Annotated in this window: 19 protein-coding genes, 1 pseudogene and 1 riboswitch; of the genes and pseudogenes, 16 read left to right on the top strand and 4 right to left on the bottom strand. The window is 43.7% G+C overall.

Annotation, left to right across the window (positions count from 1 at the left end):
- Position 1 precedes the first annotated feature (1 nt).
- Positions 2 to 694 (top strand): molybdate ABC transporter permease subunit, encoded by a 693-nt coding sequence (gene modB, locus A6E01_RS16110; protein WP_026026267.1) that lies wholly within the window; start codon positions 2 to 4, stop codon positions 692 to 694.
- Entirely contained in the window at positions 694 to 1,788 is a 1,095-nt protein-coding gene (gene modC / locus A6E01_RS16115; protein WP_065210711.1) for a molybdenum ABC transporter ATP-binding protein, read from the top strand. The genes modB and modC overlap by 1 nt, the downstream gene beginning before the upstream one ends.
- Before the next feature lie 93 nt (positions 1,789 to 1,881).
- Here the strand turns inward: modC and A6E01_RS16120 are convergent, their stop codons facing one another.
- Positions 1,882 to 2,316 carry a DUF3069 domain-containing protein gene (locus A6E01_RS16120; protein ID WP_017029949.1) on the bottom strand — a complete coding sequence of 145 codons (435 nt, stop codon included), beginning with the start codon at positions 2,314 to 2,316 and terminating at the stop codon, positions 1,882 to 1,884.
- 298 nt (positions 2,317 to 2,614) lie between these two features.
- Here A6E01_RS16120 and A6E01_RS16125 point away from each other — a divergent pair, with 298 nt between their 5' ends.
- The 10 genes and pseudogenes from A6E01_RS16125 to A6E01_RS21560 all read left to right on the top strand — a co-directional run.
- Positions 2,615 to 3,592, top strand: a complete 978-nt coding sequence (locus A6E01_RS16125; RefSeq protein ID WP_065210712.1) for a Solitary outer membrane autotransporter beta-barrel domain — start codon at positions 2,615 to 2,617, stop codon at positions 3,590 to 3,592.
- Between the two features lie 212 nt (positions 3,593 to 3,804).
- Positions 3,805 to 4,086, top strand: coding sequence for an HlyU family transcriptional regulator (locus A6E01_RS16130; protein ID WP_017029947.1), 282 nt, complete (start codon positions 3,805 to 3,807; stop codon positions 4,084 to 4,086).
- A gap of 180 nt (positions 4,087 to 4,266) precedes the next feature.
- Positions 4,267 to 5,805, top strand: coding sequence for a Re/Si-specific NAD(P)(+) transhydrogenase subunit alpha (gene pntA / locus A6E01_RS16135; protein ID WP_017243277.1), 1,539 nt, complete (start codon positions 4,267 to 4,269; stop codon positions 5,803 to 5,805).
- Between the two features lie 10 nt (positions 5,806 to 5,815).
- Positions 5,816 to 7,195, top strand: coding sequence for a Re/Si-specific NAD(P)(+) transhydrogenase subunit beta (pntB, locus tag A6E01_RS16140; RefSeq protein WP_065210713.1), 1,380 nt, complete (start codon positions 5,816 to 5,818; stop codon positions 7,193 to 7,195).
- A gap of 148 nt (positions 7,196 to 7,343) precedes the next feature.
- Positions 7,344 to 8,798, top strand: coding sequence for a sensor histidine kinase VxrA (gene vxrA, locus A6E01_RS16145; RefSeq protein ID WP_065210714.1), 1,455 nt, complete (start codon positions 7,344 to 7,346; stop codon positions 8,796 to 8,798).
- Positions 8,773 to 9,435, top strand: coding sequence for a response regulator transcription factor VxrB (gene vxrB / locus A6E01_RS16150; RefSeq protein WP_017029943.1), 663 nt, complete (start codon positions 8,773 to 8,775; stop codon positions 9,433 to 9,435). Before vxrA ends, vxrB begins: the two co-directional genes overlap by 26 nt.
- Positions 9,435 to 10,316, top strand: coding sequence for a DUF2861 family protein (locus A6E01_RS16155; protein WP_017029942.1), 882 nt, complete (start codon positions 9,435 to 9,437; stop codon positions 10,314 to 10,316). Before vxrB ends, A6E01_RS16155 begins: the two co-directional genes overlap by 1 nt.
- 22 nt (positions 10,317 to 10,338) lie before the next feature.
- Positions 10,339 to 10,494, top strand: coding sequence for a YoaH family protein (locus tag A6E01_RS21015; RefSeq protein ID WP_017029941.1), 156 nt, complete (start codon positions 10,339 to 10,341; stop codon positions 10,492 to 10,494).
- A 564-nt stretch (positions 10,495 to 11,058) separates the two neighbouring features.
- Entirely contained in the window at positions 11,059 to 11,292 is a 234-nt protein-coding gene (locus tag A6E01_RS16160) for a VOC family protein (protein ID WP_413329693.1), read from the top strand.
- 226 nt (positions 11,293 to 11,518) lie between these two features.
- Positions 11,519 to 11,734: pseudogene (locus A6E01_RS21560) on the top strand (VOC family protein); the annotation flags it as partial.
- A 484-nt stretch (positions 11,735 to 12,218) separates the two neighbouring features.
- Here the strand turns inward: A6E01_RS21560 and A6E01_RS16170 are convergent.
- Together A6E01_RS16170 and A6E01_RS16175 are read right to left on the bottom strand one after the other, a co-directional pair.
- The gene (locus A6E01_RS16170) at positions 12,219 to 12,809 is read right to left on the bottom strand and encodes an alpha/beta family hydrolase (RefSeq protein WP_065210715.1); all 591 of its coding nucleotides are present in this window, start codon (positions 12,807 to 12,809) and stop codon (positions 12,219 to 12,221) included.
- Between the two features lie 298 nt (positions 12,810 to 13,107).
- A complete protein-coding gene (locus A6E01_RS16175; protein WP_065210716.1) occupies positions 13,108 to 13,803 on the bottom strand; it encodes a pirin family protein in 696 nt (231 codons plus the stop codon).
- Between the two features lie 173 nt (positions 13,804 to 13,976).
- Between A6E01_RS16175 and A6E01_RS16180 the strand changes: the two genes are divergently transcribed.
- From A6E01_RS16180 to A6E01_RS16190, 3 genes are all read left to right on the top strand, one after another.
- On the top strand, positions 13,977 to 14,870 hold the full coding sequence (locus A6E01_RS16180) for a LysR family transcriptional regulator (protein ID WP_065210717.1): 894 nt from the start codon (positions 13,977 to 13,979) through the stop codon (positions 14,868 to 14,870).
- A 137-nt stretch (positions 14,871 to 15,007) separates the two neighbouring features.
- Positions 15,008 to 15,580 (top strand): FMN-dependent NADH-azoreductase, encoded by a 573-nt coding sequence (locus tag A6E01_RS16185; protein WP_017029936.1) that lies wholly within the window; start codon positions 15,008 to 15,010, stop codon positions 15,578 to 15,580.
- 176 nt (positions 15,581 to 15,756) lie between these two features.
- Positions 15,757 to 15,856, top strand: a riboswitch (purine riboswitch).
- 100 nt (positions 15,857 to 15,956) lie between these two features.
- Entirely contained in the window at positions 15,957 to 17,330 is a 1,374-nt protein-coding gene (locus A6E01_RS16190; RefSeq protein ID WP_017029935.1) for an NCS2 family permease, read from the top strand.
- Positions 17,331 to 17,428: 98 nt separating this feature from the next.
- On the opposite strand, the gene yciH is transcribed toward A6E01_RS16190, so the two are convergent.
- Positions 17,429 to 17,740, bottom strand: a complete 312-nt coding sequence (gene yciH / locus A6E01_RS16195) for a stress response translation initiation inhibitor YciH (protein ID WP_017029934.1) — start codon at positions 17,738 to 17,740, stop codon at positions 17,429 to 17,431.
- A gap of 166 nt (positions 17,741 to 17,906) precedes the next feature.
- Between yciH and A6E01_RS16200 the strand changes: the two genes are divergently transcribed.
- On the top strand, positions 17,907 to 18,872 hold the full coding sequence (locus A6E01_RS16200) for a tyrosine-type recombinase/integrase (RefSeq protein ID WP_017029933.1): 966 nt from the start codon (positions 17,907 to 17,909) through the stop codon (positions 18,870 to 18,872).
- The last annotated feature ends 14 nt before the right edge of the window (positions 18,873 to 18,886 follow it).

Below are 18,886 nucleotides of genomic sequence, written 5' to 3' on the forward strand. Positions count from 1 at the left end.
TGTGATGCTCACCGAGTTAGAAATTACAGCCCTAGCACTTAGCCTAAAAGTAGCCTTTGTTGCGAGTATTTGTATTTTACCTATCGGAATTGCACTGGCTTGGCTTTTGGCTAAAAAAGAGTTCTATGGCAAAAGTCTGCTCGACGGACTTATTCACTTGCCGTTAGTTCTGCCTCCTGTGGTCATCGGATATGTATTGCTGATCTTGTTTGGAAAACAAGGCCCGCTTGGCAAATGGCTAGAGCAGTATCTCGGACTCGACTTTTCGTTCAGTTGGAGAGGTGCGGCCTTAGCATCGGCAGTGGTTGCATTGCCTTTAATGGTGAGGGCCATTCGCCTTAGTATTTTGTCTGTGGACAGCAAGCTTGAAGACGCCGCTATGACACTGGGTGCCAACCCTTGGAGAGTATTCCAGCGGGTAACACTTCCATTGATTATGCCTGGTGTTATTTCTGGATTTGTATTGGCCTTTGCGCGCAGCTTAGGTGAGTTTGGTGCCACCATTACCTTTGTCTCTAATATCCCAGGTGAAACTCAAACCATCCCCCTTGCTATGTTTAGCTTTCTAGAAACGCCCGGCGCAGAGTTTGAAGCGATGAGACTGTGTATTTTAGCCATTGTAATAGCACTGGTTTCGCTATTTATCAGTGAATGGATGTCGCGCCGGTCTCAACAGAAATTGGGGCTTATTTAATGACGTTAATGTTCTCATTTACGCACCAATTCGATAACCAATCCTTTGATATAAGAGGAACTATCCCCTCGACCGGTGTTACTGCGGTGTTTGGCCGGTCCGGTAGCGGTAAATCCACGCTTCTAAACGTATTGTGTGGGTTATTGTCCCCTGATCAAGGTGAGGTGACATTTATAGAAACCTGTCTACTTGATACCAAGCACAGTATCAATGTGCCTGTCTGGAAACGAAAAATAGCGGTCGTCTTTCAAGATGCCCGTTTGTTCCCTCATCTCTCTATTTTAGAGAACCTTCTTTTTGGTTCGCCAAACAAGTTACAAAGTGGGCGATTTAAGGAGCTAACGTCGTTACTTGGTATTGAGCACCTGTTAGATTCTAAACCAAACAAGCTCAGTGGTGGTGAAAGGCAGCGAGTTGCCATTGCTAGGGCGTTGTTGAGTGAGCCTGAGTTGCTGTTGATGGATGAGCCTCTGGCTAGTCTTGATTTACCTAGAAAAAGGGAGGTCATGCATTATCTCAGTCAACTGCCACACAAAATAGACATTCCCATCGTCTACGTGACGCATAGCCTTGAAGAGGTCATGCACTTGGCTGACAACCTGCTGGTTCTAGAGTCGGGGAAGGTTGCTGATTTCGGTACGGTAGAACAAGTGTGGAATGGAGACTCGCTCGCGTTATGGCAGGAGAGTGAGCAGCACAGTGCACTACTGACCGCCAAGGTCTCTGAGCGACATCCCAATTATGCTATGCGAAAAATGAAGGTAGCGGGGCATGCACTGTGGGTTCCTGACCAAGCGTTTGAGGACAAGCAGGGCGAATGTATGCGCATTAGGATTGATGCTAGAGATGTTTCAGTGACACTGTCACCTGTGGTTGGCAGCTCAATTCGAAATGTCATTCCCGTGCAAGTAACTGATATGGAAGAACTAAACGATCACTCTTGCCTATTAACTTTAGCCTTGAATGAAGAGCTAGCGTTAAAATCGATACTGACTCAGTGGGCTACGGCAGAATTGAACCTTCAGAAAGGCAGTCAAGTTTTTGCCCAGATTAAAGGGGTGAGTTTTACACAGCAAAACCTGGCTACACACTAAACCTCAAATAACAGCTGGTAATCAACATATTCTTTAGGCAATAAAAAACTCGAGTTGCATTAACAACTCGAGTTCACTTTAGGCGATAGGATCTTAGTCTTTTAGAAAGACACTATTGAAATCGCGCTTAAGGATAGGGTCACGACGAGCTTTCTTCATTTGCTTGACCATGTCCTTGATACAGTTGAAAAGAACTTGGTCTAACAATTGTGCTTTGTAAGCGTTAGTTTGTTCTTCCGTCATGTTTTCAGGAATGTTAAGCGTTGGGAACTCTTCTAGTAGTCCAACACCTGCAAAGGCTTGGCTTACTGAGGTAAGAGCGTGAAATTGCTCGAAGTTGTCTACTACATTCTGTGCACTGGCTGGCAGTTCGTCCCACGCTTTGCGTACTTCTGCTTCACCGGCCTCATGTATAGAAACAACCATTTGGAACATCTGCTCAGGTACTTCATCAAATTCGATGACCTGACGCAATTCCGCTGATACTTCACTTAGATCGATGGTTTGATCTTCAATTATTTCTGACATAAGGGCATACCTTGTATTGATGGTCACCTTATCGTAAAAAGTTACCTAAAAAAGTCAAACTATAAACGCGTATTGGGTGATGGATGCTCAATAAATAAGGCATCGACCTTATAGGGTGGTGGCTATTTGTACTATAGGGTGGGTATTTGTGCAAAATGATATTTAATACCTTTATCCAGATTGAACTCGAGGCGTAATATACTAACCTTGAGAAGTAACTGACTGTAATGGTTAACAATAACGTTTAATTCTCAATCTCAGATAGGTAAACGGAAAAAGTTGTTCAAATGGAGTTGATTTGAAACAGTACGCCCTCATACCGCTAGTGTTGCTTGCTAGTGTTTATGCTCAAGCTGACGAAACCTTGCAAAAAGTGTTAGAGCAGAACTTTGCAACTGCAGTTTTGCTCAGTGACAGTGATGCTATCTCGTTTGGTTTTCAAGACTTCGACCCGAATGATTTCGTTACTAATAACGAAAATATAGGCTCTGAAGAGTCACTAGAGTTGCGTAAGCAAATTTCTATTTACACCATCCCTTACACGTTTAAATTGAACGACTTATCTCTGGATGATAAAAGTTTGAAGCAAAACGTTACCGTAGTCGGTTCCTATCTAAAGACTAAGCGCGACCTTTCTATTGGGGATGATCCCACTGAGCCAGAAGATACTGCAAGGGACGAGACATATACTTTAGCCGCTAAATATTGGGTTCAGTATCCATTGTCCGAAAGTTGGAGCCTGAATACGGGACTCGGCACCAACCTGATGTACTTTCGCAATGACTACACCTACCGAAATTCATTAACCACAGCATTTAGAGAAGCGCTCGATGGTTATGCGTTTAATACAGATGCATGGGCTCTAACCTTCAAACCTAGCGTAGAGTTGCATTATGACCGCGAACATAACTGGGGGCATTGGGAAGCCTTCACGGAAATGAAGTACTTCTATGGCTTTGGCTGGGGTGAGGCTAATGAAGGTGACGTAGGTAACCCCGAAGGGTGGTATTGGATCAACGGCGTAAAGGGGTTTTATGATATTGCGCATTGGGGGGGATATGGACAAACCCTTTATAGCAGTATTCGTCGTATCGATGTCGGTAAGGATCTGCGCGAACCTATGGGCACTGCTCACTATTATGAATGGAGCTTAGGATGGCTCGTTTCTCCTCCGTTCTTGAAAGACTATCTAGATAATGTTGGCCTTGGCATCAACATCAACTACGGAAGTAGCTTAAAAGGTGGAACCTTGGTCCTACTGATTAACGAAGACTAATGATTTAATTTTTGGCTATTAGCTATAACCAAGTAAATGTTTTGTTGCTTGTGTGTTGCGTTATTATGTCCCCATCACTCTTTTAAGTCGATATGTAGTTTTAATACAAAAAACTACCCGTATCAGCTTCAAGTTCTTGATATTAATCCTCGCCTTTAAACCTTGTTTAACATAGATTTAGTATCAGTAAGTCTAAGATTTTTGGAGATTTTATGGGATGGTTTAGTCGTCTCTTTGGTTCGTCTGAAGCACCTAAACAGGTTGTTGTAGAACCAATAGAGTACAAAGGGTATTTAATTTACGCTGAACCCATTGCAGAGGGTGGCCAGTATCGCATTGCTGGACGCATAACACTGGGTGAGGGCGACTCAATTAAGACTCACCGCTTTATTCGATCTGACTTACTTGGCAATGAAGGTGATGCCAATGAATTGATGATCAAAAAAGCACAAATGTTGATCGATCAAATGGGTGAAACCATCTTCAACCACTAAGCTCAGGCTAGCTAGTCTGATGAGTGCCCTGTAAGACAATGATGTGTTGTTTTCTTACAGATATTGATGATATTTTTTCCGAATTGGTGGCGCAGGTAAAAGCGGTTAGCTTTTATTGGTGGGCCAAGGAAGACTTTTTAATTTTGTTTTTTATTTTTGTGCCAATAGTAGGGAATAGCTATGCAAATTGGTGTGCCTAGAGAAAGCCTCGCGGGTGAAACACGCGTAGCTGCAACGCCTAAAACGGTAGAGCAGCTTATAAAACTGGGATTTGACGTCTCAATAGAAGGGGAAGCCGGGGCGTTAGCCAGCTTCGACAATCCAGCGTTTGAAAGTGCGGGAGCAACAATTGTTGATCACGCTACTGTTTGGAACGCGGACTTAATTCTGAAAGTAAACGCACCTTCTGATGAAGAGATTGCGCTTCTCAAGGATGGTGCGAGCCTGGTTAGCTTTGTATGGCCAGCGCAAAACCCTGAATTGATGGAAAAACTTTCGAGCAAGAACATCAACGTGATGGCGATGGATGCGGTACCTCGTATTTCTCGTGCTCAAGCGTTGGATGCATTGAGCTCAATGGCGAACATCGCAGGTTACCGTGCTGTGGTTGAAGCTGCCCACGAATTTGGTCGTTTCTTCACAGGTCAAATTACCGCTGCGGGTAAAGTTCCGCCAGCTAAAGTCTTGGTTGCGGGTGCAGGTGTTGCAGGTCTTGCTGCCATCGGTGCTGCAGGAAGCCTTGGCGCTATCGTTCGTTCATTTGACGTTCGTCCTGAAGTAAAAGAGCAAGTTGAATCTATGGGTGCTGAGTTCTTGGAAGTGGATTTCCAAGAAGATACTGGCGCTGGTGACGGCTATGCAAAAGAAATGTCAGACGACTTCAACAAGAAAGCGGAAGAGCTTTACGCTGAGCAAGCGAAAGACGTTGATATCATCATCACAACAGCACTTATCCCAGGTCGTCCAGCACCTAAGCTAATTACTAAAGAAATGGTAGATAGCATGAAGTCGGGTAGTGTGATTGTTGACCTTGCAGCTGCTAACGGCGGTAACTGTGCTTACACTGAAGCAGACAAGGTCATTACGACGGCAAATGGCGTTAAAGTCATTGGTTATACCGATATGGTAGGTCGCCTACCGACCCAGTCTTCTCAACTTTACGGTACTAACATTGTCAACCTGCTGAAACTGCTTTGCAAAGAGAAAGATGGCAACATCGATATCGACTTTGAAGATGTAGTGCTTCGTGGTGTAACGGTAGTGAAAGAAGGTGAAGTGACTTGGCCTGCGCCACCAATTCAGGTGTCTGCACAGCCACAGGCTGCACCTAAAGCCGCTCCAGTAAAACCTGAGCCTAAGAAAGATGAGCCAGTCTCTCCAATCAAAAAGCTTGCAGGTCTTGCCATTGGTCTTGGCGCATTTGCATGGGTTGCTTCAGTAGCACCTGCTGCATTCCTCGCTCACTTCACTGTATTCGTACTGGCTTGTATCGTAGGTTACTACGTAGTTTGGAACGTAACGCACGCTTTGCATACCCCACTTATGTCGGTGACTAATGCCATTTCGGGCATCATCATTGTGGGTGCATTGCTACAAATAGGACAAGGTAACGGTGTTGTCACCTTCCTTGCATTTATTGCCGTGTTAATTGCTAGCATCAACATCTTCGGTGGCTTTACGGTCACGAAGCGCATGCTAGAAATGTTCCGTAAAGACTAAGGAGTAAACTATGTCTGCAGGATTAGTTCAAGCCGCATATATTATTGCTGCTGTGTTCTTTATTATGAGCTTGGCGGGTCTTTCTAAACAAGAAACGGCTCGTTCAGGTAACTATTACGGTATTGCAGGTATGGCTATCGCCTTGCTTGCGACTATCTTTGGCCCACATTCAAGCGGTATTGCTTGGATTCTATTGGCTATGGTTGTTGGTGGCGGTATTGGTATTCATTATGCCAAGAAAGTTGAAATGACCGAAATGCCAGAGTTGGTTGCAATCCTACACAGTTTTGTAGGTATGGCAGCAGTACTAGTAGGTTACAACAGCCTATTAGATGCACCAGAAGCAGCAACTCATGCTGAGCACGTGATTCACCTTGTTGAAGTTTACCTTGGCGTATTCATTGGTGCAGTAACCTTTACCGGTTCTATAGTAGCCTTTGGTAAATTGCGTGGCATCATTTCTTCGTCTCCATTGAACCTTCCGCACAAGCACAAGCTAAACCTTGCGGCTATCGTGGTTTCAGCACTATTGTTGAAATGGTACCTAGGTGGCGATGGCGCTCTATTCCCATTGTTCCTAATGACTCTGATAGCGTTCGCGTTTGGTTACCATTTGGTGGCTTCAATCGGCGGTGCGGATATGCCAGTAGTGGTTTCAATGCTTAACTCATACTCTGGTTGGGCAGCAGCTGCGGCAGGTTTCATGCTAGCGAACGATCTTCTGATCGTGACCGGTGCACTAGTAGGTTCGTCAGGTGCAATCCTGTCTTACATTATGTGTAAGGCAATGAACCGCTCGTTTATCAGTGTTATCGCAGGTGGCTTTGGTCAAGAAGTCGCAGTATCTACGGGTGATGAAGAGCAGGGTGAGCATCGCGAATCAACCGCTGAAGAAGTGGCTGAAATGCTGAAGAACTCTAAGTCAGTGATCATCACTCCAGGATACGGCATGGCAGTAGCACAAGCTCAGTACCCAGTGCATGAGATTACAGATAAGCTTCGTGCTCAAGGTATTGAAGTGCGCTTTGGTATTCACCCAGTAGCGGGTCGTCTACCTGGTCACATGAACGTACTACTAGCAGAAGCGAAAGTACCTTATGACATCGTATTGGAAATGGACGAAATCAACGATGATTTCACTGAGACTGATACTGTTCTTGTTATCGGTGCGAACGATACGGTTAACCCGGCTGCACTTGAAGATCCAACAAGCCCCATTGCTGGCATGCCAGTACTTGAGGTTTGGAACGCACAAAACGTCGTTGTGTTTAAGCGATCAATGAATACCGGTTACGCTGGCGTTCAAAACCCGCTTTTCTTTAAAGAGAACTCATCAATGCTATTTGGTGATGCTAAAGACTCTTGCTTGAAGATCATTGAGCATCTTTAAGGCTGTTAGTTAGCGTAAAAGGGAGCTTCGGCTCCCTTTTTTATTTGTGTACTTTCCTACAGGAGAGTGTCATTTCATTGTCAATAATGGCGTACGGTTTGGAATGCCGGACTGTTTACGCGTATAGTTAGCAAATTCAAGTTAAAACATGTTGTACTCTTTGAGAACTTTACTCCTATTCATAAGCTTAGTGACTGTTAGCCCAATGCTAGCAGCGAAAACACTACCCCAAAGGTTAGATACTTTGGTGAGCTTATTTGTGTTTGAAGATGCGAAAGATGCGTATGACATGCAAGTGATTCAAGCCGATTTTCCAACGGCGTTAATTAACCCAAATTCCATGCTGCCACAGACCAGTAAATATCCGTTAAAAGATATTCAGTTGCTGTATAGACTAGAGCAAACCTGTAAAGGCAAGCTACCACTTAGCCCAACGGTTACCGAACCCTTAGTGTTTACAAGGGCAATGTGTCGAGGCACCAAACTACCTCTAAAATGGTTTGCGCGTTCAAATCATATTCATCCGGGCGGCGGCACCTATGCGGCTCGGTACGTGAAAGCCCATCCAGACCGTTTTGATGAACTCCAGCAGTACATGCACATCAATGAGAGACAATTGGCAGAGCCTGACAGTCTGCTAGGCAGGTTGCAACTGATGCACAGTGACTCGATCTCTGCCTTGCTGTCAGGCGCACCTATGATGTTACAAGGTAACGAATTTTGGCTTAGAAAGGGCGACAGTTACTTTGTGTTTGACATGGAAACACTAGAGCATAATGCCAAAGAGGCTGAGTTAAGCTTCAACCTGGTATCGCAAGTGAATGAATGTTTCTTTGAGCGTGGCAATATTTGTTGGCAGCAACACGACAACAGTCACCTAATAAAGAATCTTCTTTATGCCTTAGTCCTTTTGAACTTGGCCTTGATTATTGGCTGGTCTGTTTATCGCTGGAACAGTAAGCGAGAAGAGATGCGCAGTCGTATGCTCATTCTTCAGATACTCACCCATGAATTACGCACTCCTATCGCAAGTTTGTCTATGACAGTTGAGGGATTCAGGAGAGAATTCGAGCACTTACCCGAAACGGTTTATGATGAATTTAGGCGTTTATGTGAAGATTCGAGACGTCTTCGACAACTTGCTGAGGCCAGCAAAGATTATCTGCAATCAGATAACCGGGCTTTAGCGACCGAACATCTGCCATCAATGCAAGAGTGGCTCGATTATAAAGTTGAAAACTATTCAGGGGATGTCTCTCTGAATATTGAAAAAGATATTGAGGTGCGGGTCAACATCTATTGGCTTGGAACCTGTATTGATAATTTGGTCAATAATGCAATTAAGTATGGTGTGGGCAAGGTTGAACTTTGTGTGCATCGAAACGACAACACGCTCATCATTGAAGTGCAAGACGAAGGCAATCTGAGTGCAAAAGATTGGAAGCAATTGAGAAAGCCGTTTGTAAGTGAAGCGGGTCTTGGACTTGGGCTGACTATTGTTGAATCAATGGTGGGACGAATGGGGGGAAGCATGAAACTTGTTGGTCCCCCAACTAAATTTGTAATGGAGATCCCTTGTGGAACAGACACTGCTACTCGTTGAAGATGATAAAAACTTGGCAGATGGCTTATTAGTGAGCCTTGAACAAGCAGGCTACACCTGTTTACACTCTGAAACTATCGCGGACACAGCAGCACTGTGGGAAAAAGCGGACCTAGTTATTCTTGATAGACAACTGCCTGATGGCGATTCAATTTCCAAGCTCGCAGAGTGGAAAGAAATGAAATCTGTGCCGGTTATCCTTTTAACTGCATTAGTAACGGTTAAGGATAAAGTGTCAGGTCTGGATGCTGGTGCTGATGACTATCTCACTAAGCCCTTTGCTGAAGCTGAACTGTTTGCGCGTATTCGCGCTAACCTAAGAAGCCCTGGTAGTGAGTCGGGAACCGATGATTCTAAAGTCATTACCGACAGCCTAATCATCGATAAGGCCACACGCGAAGTCGATTACAATGGCGCTAGCATTTCACTGACGCGCACAGAGTTTGATCTGCTAATGTTCTTGGCAAGTAATCTAGGCCGGGTATTTACTCGTGATGAATTACTTGATCACGTTTGGGGCTACAATCACTTTCCAACGACGCGTACCGTTGACACTCATGTGCTTCAGCTTCGTCAAAAATTGCCAGGTATTGATATCGAGACATTGCGTGGCGTTGGTTACAAGATGAAAAGCTAATGAAACCGCTGTTAACCGCGTTGTTACTTTTACCTGCAGTAGTTCCAATGGCTACCAATGCGCAATGGTTTGAAGAAAACAACGCTGTCACACGAATGCATAAGAAGCTACTCGAAGATGATTTGAGTGGCATGTTCGATCTCATGGTACAGGTATGGCAACAGGAATCTACGGATAACCTTGAACCACATCTAGAGTCGCTGCTTAAGCAGGCGACCGAAAAGGATTGTGGTAAAAGCCTGATCTCTGAAGGTTTGCCTACTTGGCTAGACTCTATCACCATTGAAAAGGTATCGGTGCAGCGTCCCGGACGTTTGTCTCATAAATTGAGACTGCAAATCATCTCTGAAGAGTCACTCTCTCAGGTGAGGTTAACCTTGTGGCCTGACACTAGTATCTCTAAAGAGGTTGTAGACCAAGATGCGTTTGAAACTATTACTGACGAAAAGCGCACCTTGCAGCAAACAGAAGCGACTTACAGTTTAAATAAACAACTTAAGTCTGGTTTGTATCAGTTGTCTATCGAAGATAAAGCCCAGAATAAATGGTCACATTGGATTGTTATTACGGAAGCCGACCCTGTGCATGTCGTACGTTGGGACTCGCAAGACAGTTGGGTGGTAGACAAGAAGCGTTTACTCAATCGCTACTGTCCGTTACCAGTGCAAGAGGTGACTGTGTATGATTATAAAGATGGCCAGTATTCTTCAGTATGGAATAAGTCGTATGAGTCTAACTATCCTGTTAAACTGCCTCGCAACGCTGTAGAGCCTGAGCGATATGTTGTGAGCGTATCTATGACGCAGTCACAATGGCAAGGGCCGATACTGTTTAAAGATAAACGAACCATCAGTAAGACTATCGACTACACAGAAGAGTAGGGTAGAGCAATTCGGAGTATTTATGTTAGATGATTTACCACCACTAAGTCATGAAGAACAGCAGAAAGCTGTTGAACGTATTCAAGAGTTAATGGCAAGTGGAATGAGTACAGCACAAGCAATTAAGCAAGTAGCTGAAGACATTCGAGCTGAGTTTAAAAAGGACCAAGAGCAGTAATGCTCTTGGTTTTTCCTATGCACCTTTAGTGCACTATAACTAAATATCTTTCTTAATATTATCTACAAATACTCACCCCAAAACTTCAAATTAAACAGTATTCTTTATGGGCTAATAGTTTGCGTTTACTGCTATAAATTTATATATAACAGTCACTTAGATAGTCACTCGGCGCTAAATGGTGTGCTATATGTAAGTCACTTACAAAAATGAGAATATACCCAGCATATTCTTCTGTGCACATTTTAAACGTTACATGAGTTTGTACTTACTATGGCTTTGGCTACTATTAATACAGGTTATGAATTGGACAGTTCGGCTTTGATAGCCAATATTCATTAACATCGATTGGCTATGATGTGGCGTTCAGCAACAGCGAGCCTTAAAACGCATGAACTACGAGTCCTTCAGAGTCTGCGCCTGTTCTGTCTATTGAATTCTTTAAAATTACACTGTAACAAAACTCTTTAATTGCTAAGCTTCCACAAAAGTTGTTGTGCTTTAATCAGAGGGAAAATGGTGTAATGATGGTGAGATAGCAGAAAGTCATGACTGGAGTATTTGATGTCGCTAAGAGTTGTACCTGAGCTTTACTGTCAAAACATAGAGGTTAACAAGAAGTTCTTCGTTGAGGTGTTAAATTTCTCCGTTAAGTACCAGCGATTGGACGAACAGTTTTTGTATCTAACCAAAGATGGCGTCGACTTGATGCTGGAAGGCATTGATGGGAAAAGTTGCAAATGGCTAGGGTCTGTTGACCTTTTGCGATTAAATTTTGCTCGACCAGAAGTCATTTAATCAAGGCGAGGGAATTGCCGCCTAGTCATCTAAGCAAAAGTCGCTCAACGATGAGTAAATGGGTTCTGGTCGAGCCCTTCGGGTAGCGCTTTGTTGGGCATTTCTACCGCGTTAGTCACTTTTCATGTGGAACCACCACACCTAAAAGCGACTGCCTTGTATTAATACCCAACAAATCGCTACAAAAATAACCTCAAAAGATCAACAGACCCTAGTAGCAGCCGCTGAATTTCCATTTGGCCGAGGAGTGAATTTTCAGTGGGATGTGAAGGATATAGATTCGCTATATTGGCACGTATCTAAGGTTGCAAAAGATGCTATATACCTAGATCTAGAAACGAAGTCAGATCTCTGTGGTGACCATAACGCAGTGCAGAAGCAATTTATCGTCCAGACACCTGACGGTTATCTGTTTAGGTTTTGCGAAGACGTGGTAGATTAAATTCTTAAGGTATTGCATCACGGAAACTCGCCAGATTTTACCTACGAGATGCATAAGGTCAATCTGTCGCTGTTTTTTTGCATAACAACACGCAAGAACGGGTGTCAGCTAGTAATAATGAGCCAGTACAGCACTATGTTAACGGATTACATTAAAGTGCGCATAATCAATGTTATGTTAAATGGCGTTTATAAATACCCAGCCACCTAATACAACTTCTCTCTTCCATGTCTGTTGTTAAGATTGGTCTCACATGAACTTCATTACGCCTATGTCTAAATACAAATCCGATCAGGAAAAATCTCATATAGTTCAATCCCCTCGCTTTATATTGGTCCATTTCTATTAGCCTAATGGTCAAATACCATTAAAGCCAAGTCCGCTAGTTAGACTCGGCTCAGTGAGTAATGGTTCGCTGGTTCTAGAAAGTGAGCGAATCCTAGCACGAATTACTTGTCCTAAAATAAATCACCTCTGAGATGATTTACATATGACGTTTCATAAATTCCACCATGGCGTCGACTGCATTATCGATATTGCCTTCAAGTGTAGCGTCCGATCTTTTTGGTGGTTTAAAACTATGATCTCCATCCAGAAGATATACTACCTTGATGCTGTCAGATAATGGATAGCCCTCCACTTCATCTCTCTTGCCAAAGGTGTCCTTTTCACCTTGCACAACTAGCAACGGTTTTTTCAGTTCGAGTAAGTGCTCCGTGCGCAACTTTTCTGGTTTTCCAGGGGGATGAAATGGATAGCCGAGGCACATACAGCCTTGCGCCTTAGTTTGCTCCACTATCATTGAAGCAACCCGTCCCCCCATGGACTTTCCACCAATAAACAATGGCATAGAGCTATCTATGAGGCTTACCTTTGTTAAGAAGGCTTGCTCTAACTTGTCCATTTTATCTGGTGGGCGGCGCTTACCAAGCTCCTTCGCCTTTTGCATATAAGGAAAATCAAATAAATGTACCGACACACCATGCTGCGTTAACTTTTCGGTCATCGTCTGCATAAATTCACTCTCCATACCGGCACCAGCGCCATGTGCGAAGATAAAATTAGCCCAAGTCATACTTTCCCTTACTATTGTTTTTAGCCATACCAGTTATTAACTGTCATGATCCTTACATCAAATAACTGCGCTCTTAGAGCTCATCCTCCCACAGTACTTTGATAAATCCAATCGCTTTACATTGTCATGTGTGTTCGACAAACCCTTTAGTTGAGAGGCTAGTTTTGTCAGCCACTACATTTCTATCCAACTGTTTTTGATGCGGTCACGTTACAACTATCAAAGAGCACTAGGGCCTAATCTCAAAAGGGTACTGTATTTAAATACAGTACCCCTAGTTTTAGTTACCTGAGCTCATTTAAGGCAGATCAAATATCAATGCCACGATTCTATCATCACTATGATTGGCTATTTTAATGTTAGATTCATCGCGCACCTTAATTCCATCACCCTCAGACACAATTAGGTCATTCGTTTCCATTGAGCCTTGTACTTGGTGCAAATACAGGCTCCGGCCTTGCTCTATATCTAACTCTAATTCGCTATTAGCTTCTAATACCAATTGATGAAGACTCATATCTTGCTTAATCGCTAACGAATCGTCTTTTCCATCAGGTGATGCAATTGTCGTAATTCCAGGTTTTTTGCCAAAGTCTTTTTGTTGATAACCTGGCTTGCCGCCAATCTCATTAGGTTCGATCCAAATCTGCAAGAACTTCAAAGGCTCAGTACTCGAAGGATTGTATTCGCTGTGATAAATGCCCTTACCTGCTGACATTAATTGAAACTCACCAGCCGGCAACTCTTGGACATTTCCCTCACTGTCTTTATGAGCAATAGTTCCTTTTAAAACAAAACTAATGATCTCCATATCCTTGTGGCCATGAGTATCAAAACCCGCTTCCGGATAGACAAGATCGTCATTGATAACCCGATGCGCAGAAAAGCCCATATGTTGTGGGTCGTAATAGTTAGCAAACGAAAATGTGTGTTTACTCTGCAGCCAGCCATGATCTGCGCTGCCTCTTTCATTCGAACGACGTAAAGTAATCATAATCTCTCCTCGTTTAAGGCTATTCTCAAAACTAATCTCAAATATTTTCAACTTACTATATTTAAGACCAATAACATTCTTGTCTGGTTTAATCTAAGTCTAGGTGTGCTAGGTTTATTAGAAAATCGGAAAGTTCTGATGTTTTAATTCAATTATTTTGAATGAAGGTGATTATGTACAATAATATCTCCATTGATGCACTTAGGGCCTTGGATGCAATAGAGAGAAAAGGCAGTTTTGCAGCTGCTGCAGAATCTTTGTATAAAGTGCCTTCCGCCCTAACTTACACAATAAAAAAACTAGAAGATGAAGTCGGTACCCCCCTGTTTGACCGCTCTAAGCAACGAGCCCAGCTAACGGCAGCAGGTAGACTAGTATTGGAGCATGGTCGAGAGATTTTATTGGCAACCAACCGGCTTTATGATTCGGTGCAAGAGTTGGAGTCAGGTTGGGAGAGTGAAATTCGTCTAGCACGCGATACCATAGTTCCTGAGCAGAAGATTTTCCCGTTGATTTCAAAGTTCAACAATCTCCAACAAAAGGTGGACGTTAACCTTGGAGTAGAGGTACTTGGTGGCGGTTGGGATGCACTGCATAGCCGCCGTGCCGATATTGTTATAGGAGCCAATGGCGAACTTCCTAAAGGACTATTTTCTACTCATAAAATGGGAGAGATCTCTTTTGTGTTTGCGTTGAGCCCTAAACACCCTCTGGCCAATTCCCCCAACACAATTAGTAATGAGCAACTGCAAGACTATGCTTCCATCGTGGTATCGGATACCTCTCAAGTACTGCCCGTTCGCGATAGTGGGTTGTTTAAAAGCCGACAATTGATAAGGGTTAACTCGATGGAGTCCAAAATTGCGGCCCAGATTGAAGGACTGGGTGTGGGCTTTATTCCTACCCATCTTGCTAAGCCCTTTCTAGAGTCGGGTCAGTTAGTCGAAAAGGAATGTGCTATCCCAAGACCCAGCCATGAGATCTATCTAGCTTGGCATAAAGACCAAACAGGAAAAGCGTTTGAATGGTTCATAGAACATCTATGTAATCTTGATTGGGACCTTTAAAAGTCCCGATTGCGTTAGTTCAAATAATTTGAAGTGCATTGTTAAAATATTCCGATTTTTTAGCATAGGACGTTATCTTAGACTGAATTACAAGCTCAACAAGCTACTCACAAATGACTGTATGAAGGAAGTGAATCATGTCTAAAATCCTAGTATTAAAATCAAGCCTTCTTGGCGACAACTCTCAATCAAATCAACTCATCAATAAAGTGATTGAAGGAAAAGAGGTCATCATTCGCGATCTTGCTGCCAATCCTGTGCCTCTACTTGACCTAAATGTAATGACCGCTATCAACTCACCGGTTGATACCTTGACCGAGGAGTTAAAACCGATACAGCTGCTATCCGATGAGCTGATTGCTGAGCTTAAGTCCGCTGAAACCGTGATCATCGGTGCACCTATGTACAACTTTAGCGTCCCTACTCAGCTTAAAAACTACTTTGATATTATGGCGCGCGCTGGAGTGACCTTTCAATACACTGAACAAGGGCCAAAAGGTCTGATTGGAGATCGAGAAGTTGTTGTCGTTACCACTCGCGGAGGCATTCACAAAGACCAGACCTCGGACACTATCGCCCCTTACTTAACTTCCATTCTAGAATTCTTTGGTATCACAAACGTAAGGTTCGTATACGCCGAGGGTTTGAACATGGGTGACGATATGGCAGATGAGAGTCGTAGCTCCGCTCTTAAGGCTTTAACCGTATAATCCCACAGTTAGGGCTTTCCGATCGTGAAGCCCTTTAATTTCCCGCCGCCGCTACTTCGCTCTATTTACTGCTTTAGAAACACGAAAAAATCCTATTATAGAACAGTCAGATCAATAAGAGCATAAACTGTCCAAAATATTGGTTGAATTACTCACGCAAACGTTTACTATACGCGCCAAATTTAATATATCGAAGCTGTATATGTTTGGTGATTTGGACCAATCGTTTCTACCCCGGAACCTAACTCTGGGACTACAGTTTTCCGGTGCTCATTGTTGTTATGCGCACCCACCACTCACATGGGCTTCGATGTCTTGTTCCATTTTTATTAAATGGATCAACTACCTAATTGTTTTAGTTAATTAAGGTCACATTGTGAGTCAAGAAACCCTTATACAGCCAAGCCCGAGTAGCACTTCGGTTATCGACCGTCAGTTCAAGATCAGCGAACGTAAATCTAGCATTGGTACAGAATTGTACGCAGGTTTCATAACCTTCTTGGCGATGAGCTACATCCTAGCGGTTAACCCTGCCATTTTGGGTGACATCCCAGGTATGGATCGCGGCGCAGTGTTTACCGCAACTGCTATTGCGGCGGCCATTGCTACCTTGATTATGGGCGTGTTTGGTAACTACCCTGTTATGTTGGCTCCTGGCATGAGCATGAATGGCTTCTTCAAGGGCGTATTGTTTAGCGGCTCTGTGGCTCTTCTATGGCATGAGGCCTTATTTGGTATCTTCCTATCAGGAATCATCTACCTTATCTTTTCTTTAACTAAGATAAGAAAGACCATGATTGAGTCTATTCCTGAAGATCTCAAGCTGGCAATTACCGTATCTCTCGGCCTATTTATTGCCTTTCTTGGTCTTAAAAATGCAGGCATTATCGTTGCAAACCCGTTCATTCTTGTAAGCATGGGCGATATTAAAGAGCCTCAGGTCCTGATAGCTTACATCAGTATCTTCGTGGCGCTTGGTTGTATGATACGAGACATTAAGCTAGCAACCTTTATCTCATTTGTTACCTCTATTGTACTTACTATTGCTGCCGATGCCTTTATGGGTACGGCTAACGCACCAATCCCTGATTCACTGGTATCTATGCCACCAAGCTTAGCCCCAAGCTTTGGTGCAATCTTTAACTTTTCAGCCTTTACACCCGAAAAGCTATTTGACCTGTTATTTATCGTCATCATCTTCTTTATTGTCGACTTCTTTGATGGGTTAAGCACCATCGTTGGTGTAGGTCGCGATGCTGGCATCATTGATAAAGATGGCAAGGTACCAAACGCGAAGTCTGCACTCGTTGCCGATGCTGGCGGTACGGTTATTGGAACTGTATTGGGTACAACCTCGATTACCGCTTTCTCTGAGTCAGGTATTGCGTCTTCTCAAGGTGCACGAACGGGCCTCGCTGCAGTGGTGGTGTCTGGTTTGTTCCTTGTGTCTCTATTCTTGTTCCCTCTATTTTCGATTTTCTCAACCGCAATCGTTGCGCCAGCAATGGTGGTTGTGGGTATCTATATGGTTGGAAGACTAGGTAGCATTCAATGGGAAAAGAAAGAGTCGCGCATTGCCGCCTTCTTTACCATCATGTTTACCATTCTAAGCTTCTCCCCTGCGAACGGCATGGCGATGGGCTTTATCAGCTACTCTTTCTCTATGGTTGTTGCTGGTAAGGGTAAAGAAGTACACCCAATCATCTACGGTTTATCAGCGATCTTCGTTACTTACTTAGTATTAATGTAACTTTAAGTGACGCCGTCACTTATGTAACCATCTGATATATAAATAAAAAGGGCGATACTAGTAAATAGTATCGCCCTTTTTGATTCTAACTAATGAATTCAGCCACCGGCCAGCTTAACGGTATGACCTTTCTTCTCTAGGTGCGCTTTGATTTTGTCTCGACTGTCACCTTGGATCTCGATAACACCGTCTTTTACCGAACCGCCACAGCCACACACTTTTTTAAGTTCTGCAGCCATTAGCTTGAGACCCACGTCGTCCATATCTAGGCCAGTGACAAGACAAACGCCCTTGCCTTTTCTGCCCTTGGTTTGACGTTGAATACGCACAACACCATCGCCCTTTGGACGTTCTACTTTTTCTTCTTCAGGCTTGATACGCCCGACTTCCGTTGAATATACAAGAGACATAACGTGCCTTATCTGTGAAGTTATGCAGCAATTTTACCACTGATCTGTCAGAAGGTTAAACACCGTTATATTTATCCTTAGAAGAATTCTCGTTAAATAGTGTTTCCAATCAGCATCTTAACCGCTATTATAAACACTACAGTTCACTTAGTTATAGTGCATCACAATGAGAAAAAAATGCATTCCAATTACTGATCCACAGTTGAAGCAGCAAAGCTGTGCCTTATTCAATAAGCGTATATTGCTAGATGACTTAGACACCCTCACTCAGCAGCAGTACAGCCGTAACTCTCTGCTGTCTATGTTTAACGACTGGAATCACTTTGTTGAGTTTTGTGGACAACGCAAGGTAGCAGCGCTTCCCGCCTCCACTACCGCGGTGCGCCTATTTCTTGAAAAACAAAGTGAAACCCGAAAATACGCCACCTTAAAACGCATGGCCATAACTCTAGGTCTTGTGCACCGTTTTCACGAGTTCCCCGACCCTTGTAACCACCGACAAGTAAAGATGTTGCTGGCTCAACTTCGCTCAGACAAAAGAGGCGACGCTAAGCAAGCGGAGGCTTTCAACTCTCAACACCTAAAAGAGATCCATCAGCAGCTCGACTCTGAAAGTAGCCTCAAGCAATTAAGAGATACAGCCATTCTCTCTGTTATGTTTGAATGTGCCATGAAACGAAGTGAGCTACGAGCCCTACTGTTTCATCAAGTACAATTTGAATTGCTGGACGACAGTCCCATTAATATCGCCATCAACGACAACACCTATCAACTCTCGTCGGCCAGTAGTGAAATCGTTAAGCGCTGGTTACTAATGATTCCAGACCACCTAGGTCCCGTTTTCAGACGTATCGACCGTCATGGCAATATAGGCGATGACGCGCTGGATGCATCGTCGATCTATCGAGTATTTCGAGCCACAGAAACACAACTGGGGTTGTCTCTTAAGTTATCCGGTCAATCGGCCCGCGTGGGCGCTGCCAAAGAACTGGCTAAACAAGGCTATGGGGTAAAGGATATTACGGACTTTGGGCGTTGGATAAGCCCAGCAATGCCTGCGCAATACTTGGGTAAACAGGTATTGGCAGACAGTGAAAGGCTAAAATTCAAGGTCATAAAACCTTGGGATTGATTTTCGTACTCATG

This window comes from Vibrio breoganii (assembly GCF_001677275.1).
Classification (GTDB): Bacteria; Pseudomonadota; Gammaproteobacteria; order Enterobacterales; family Vibrionaceae; genus Vibrio; species Vibrio breoganii.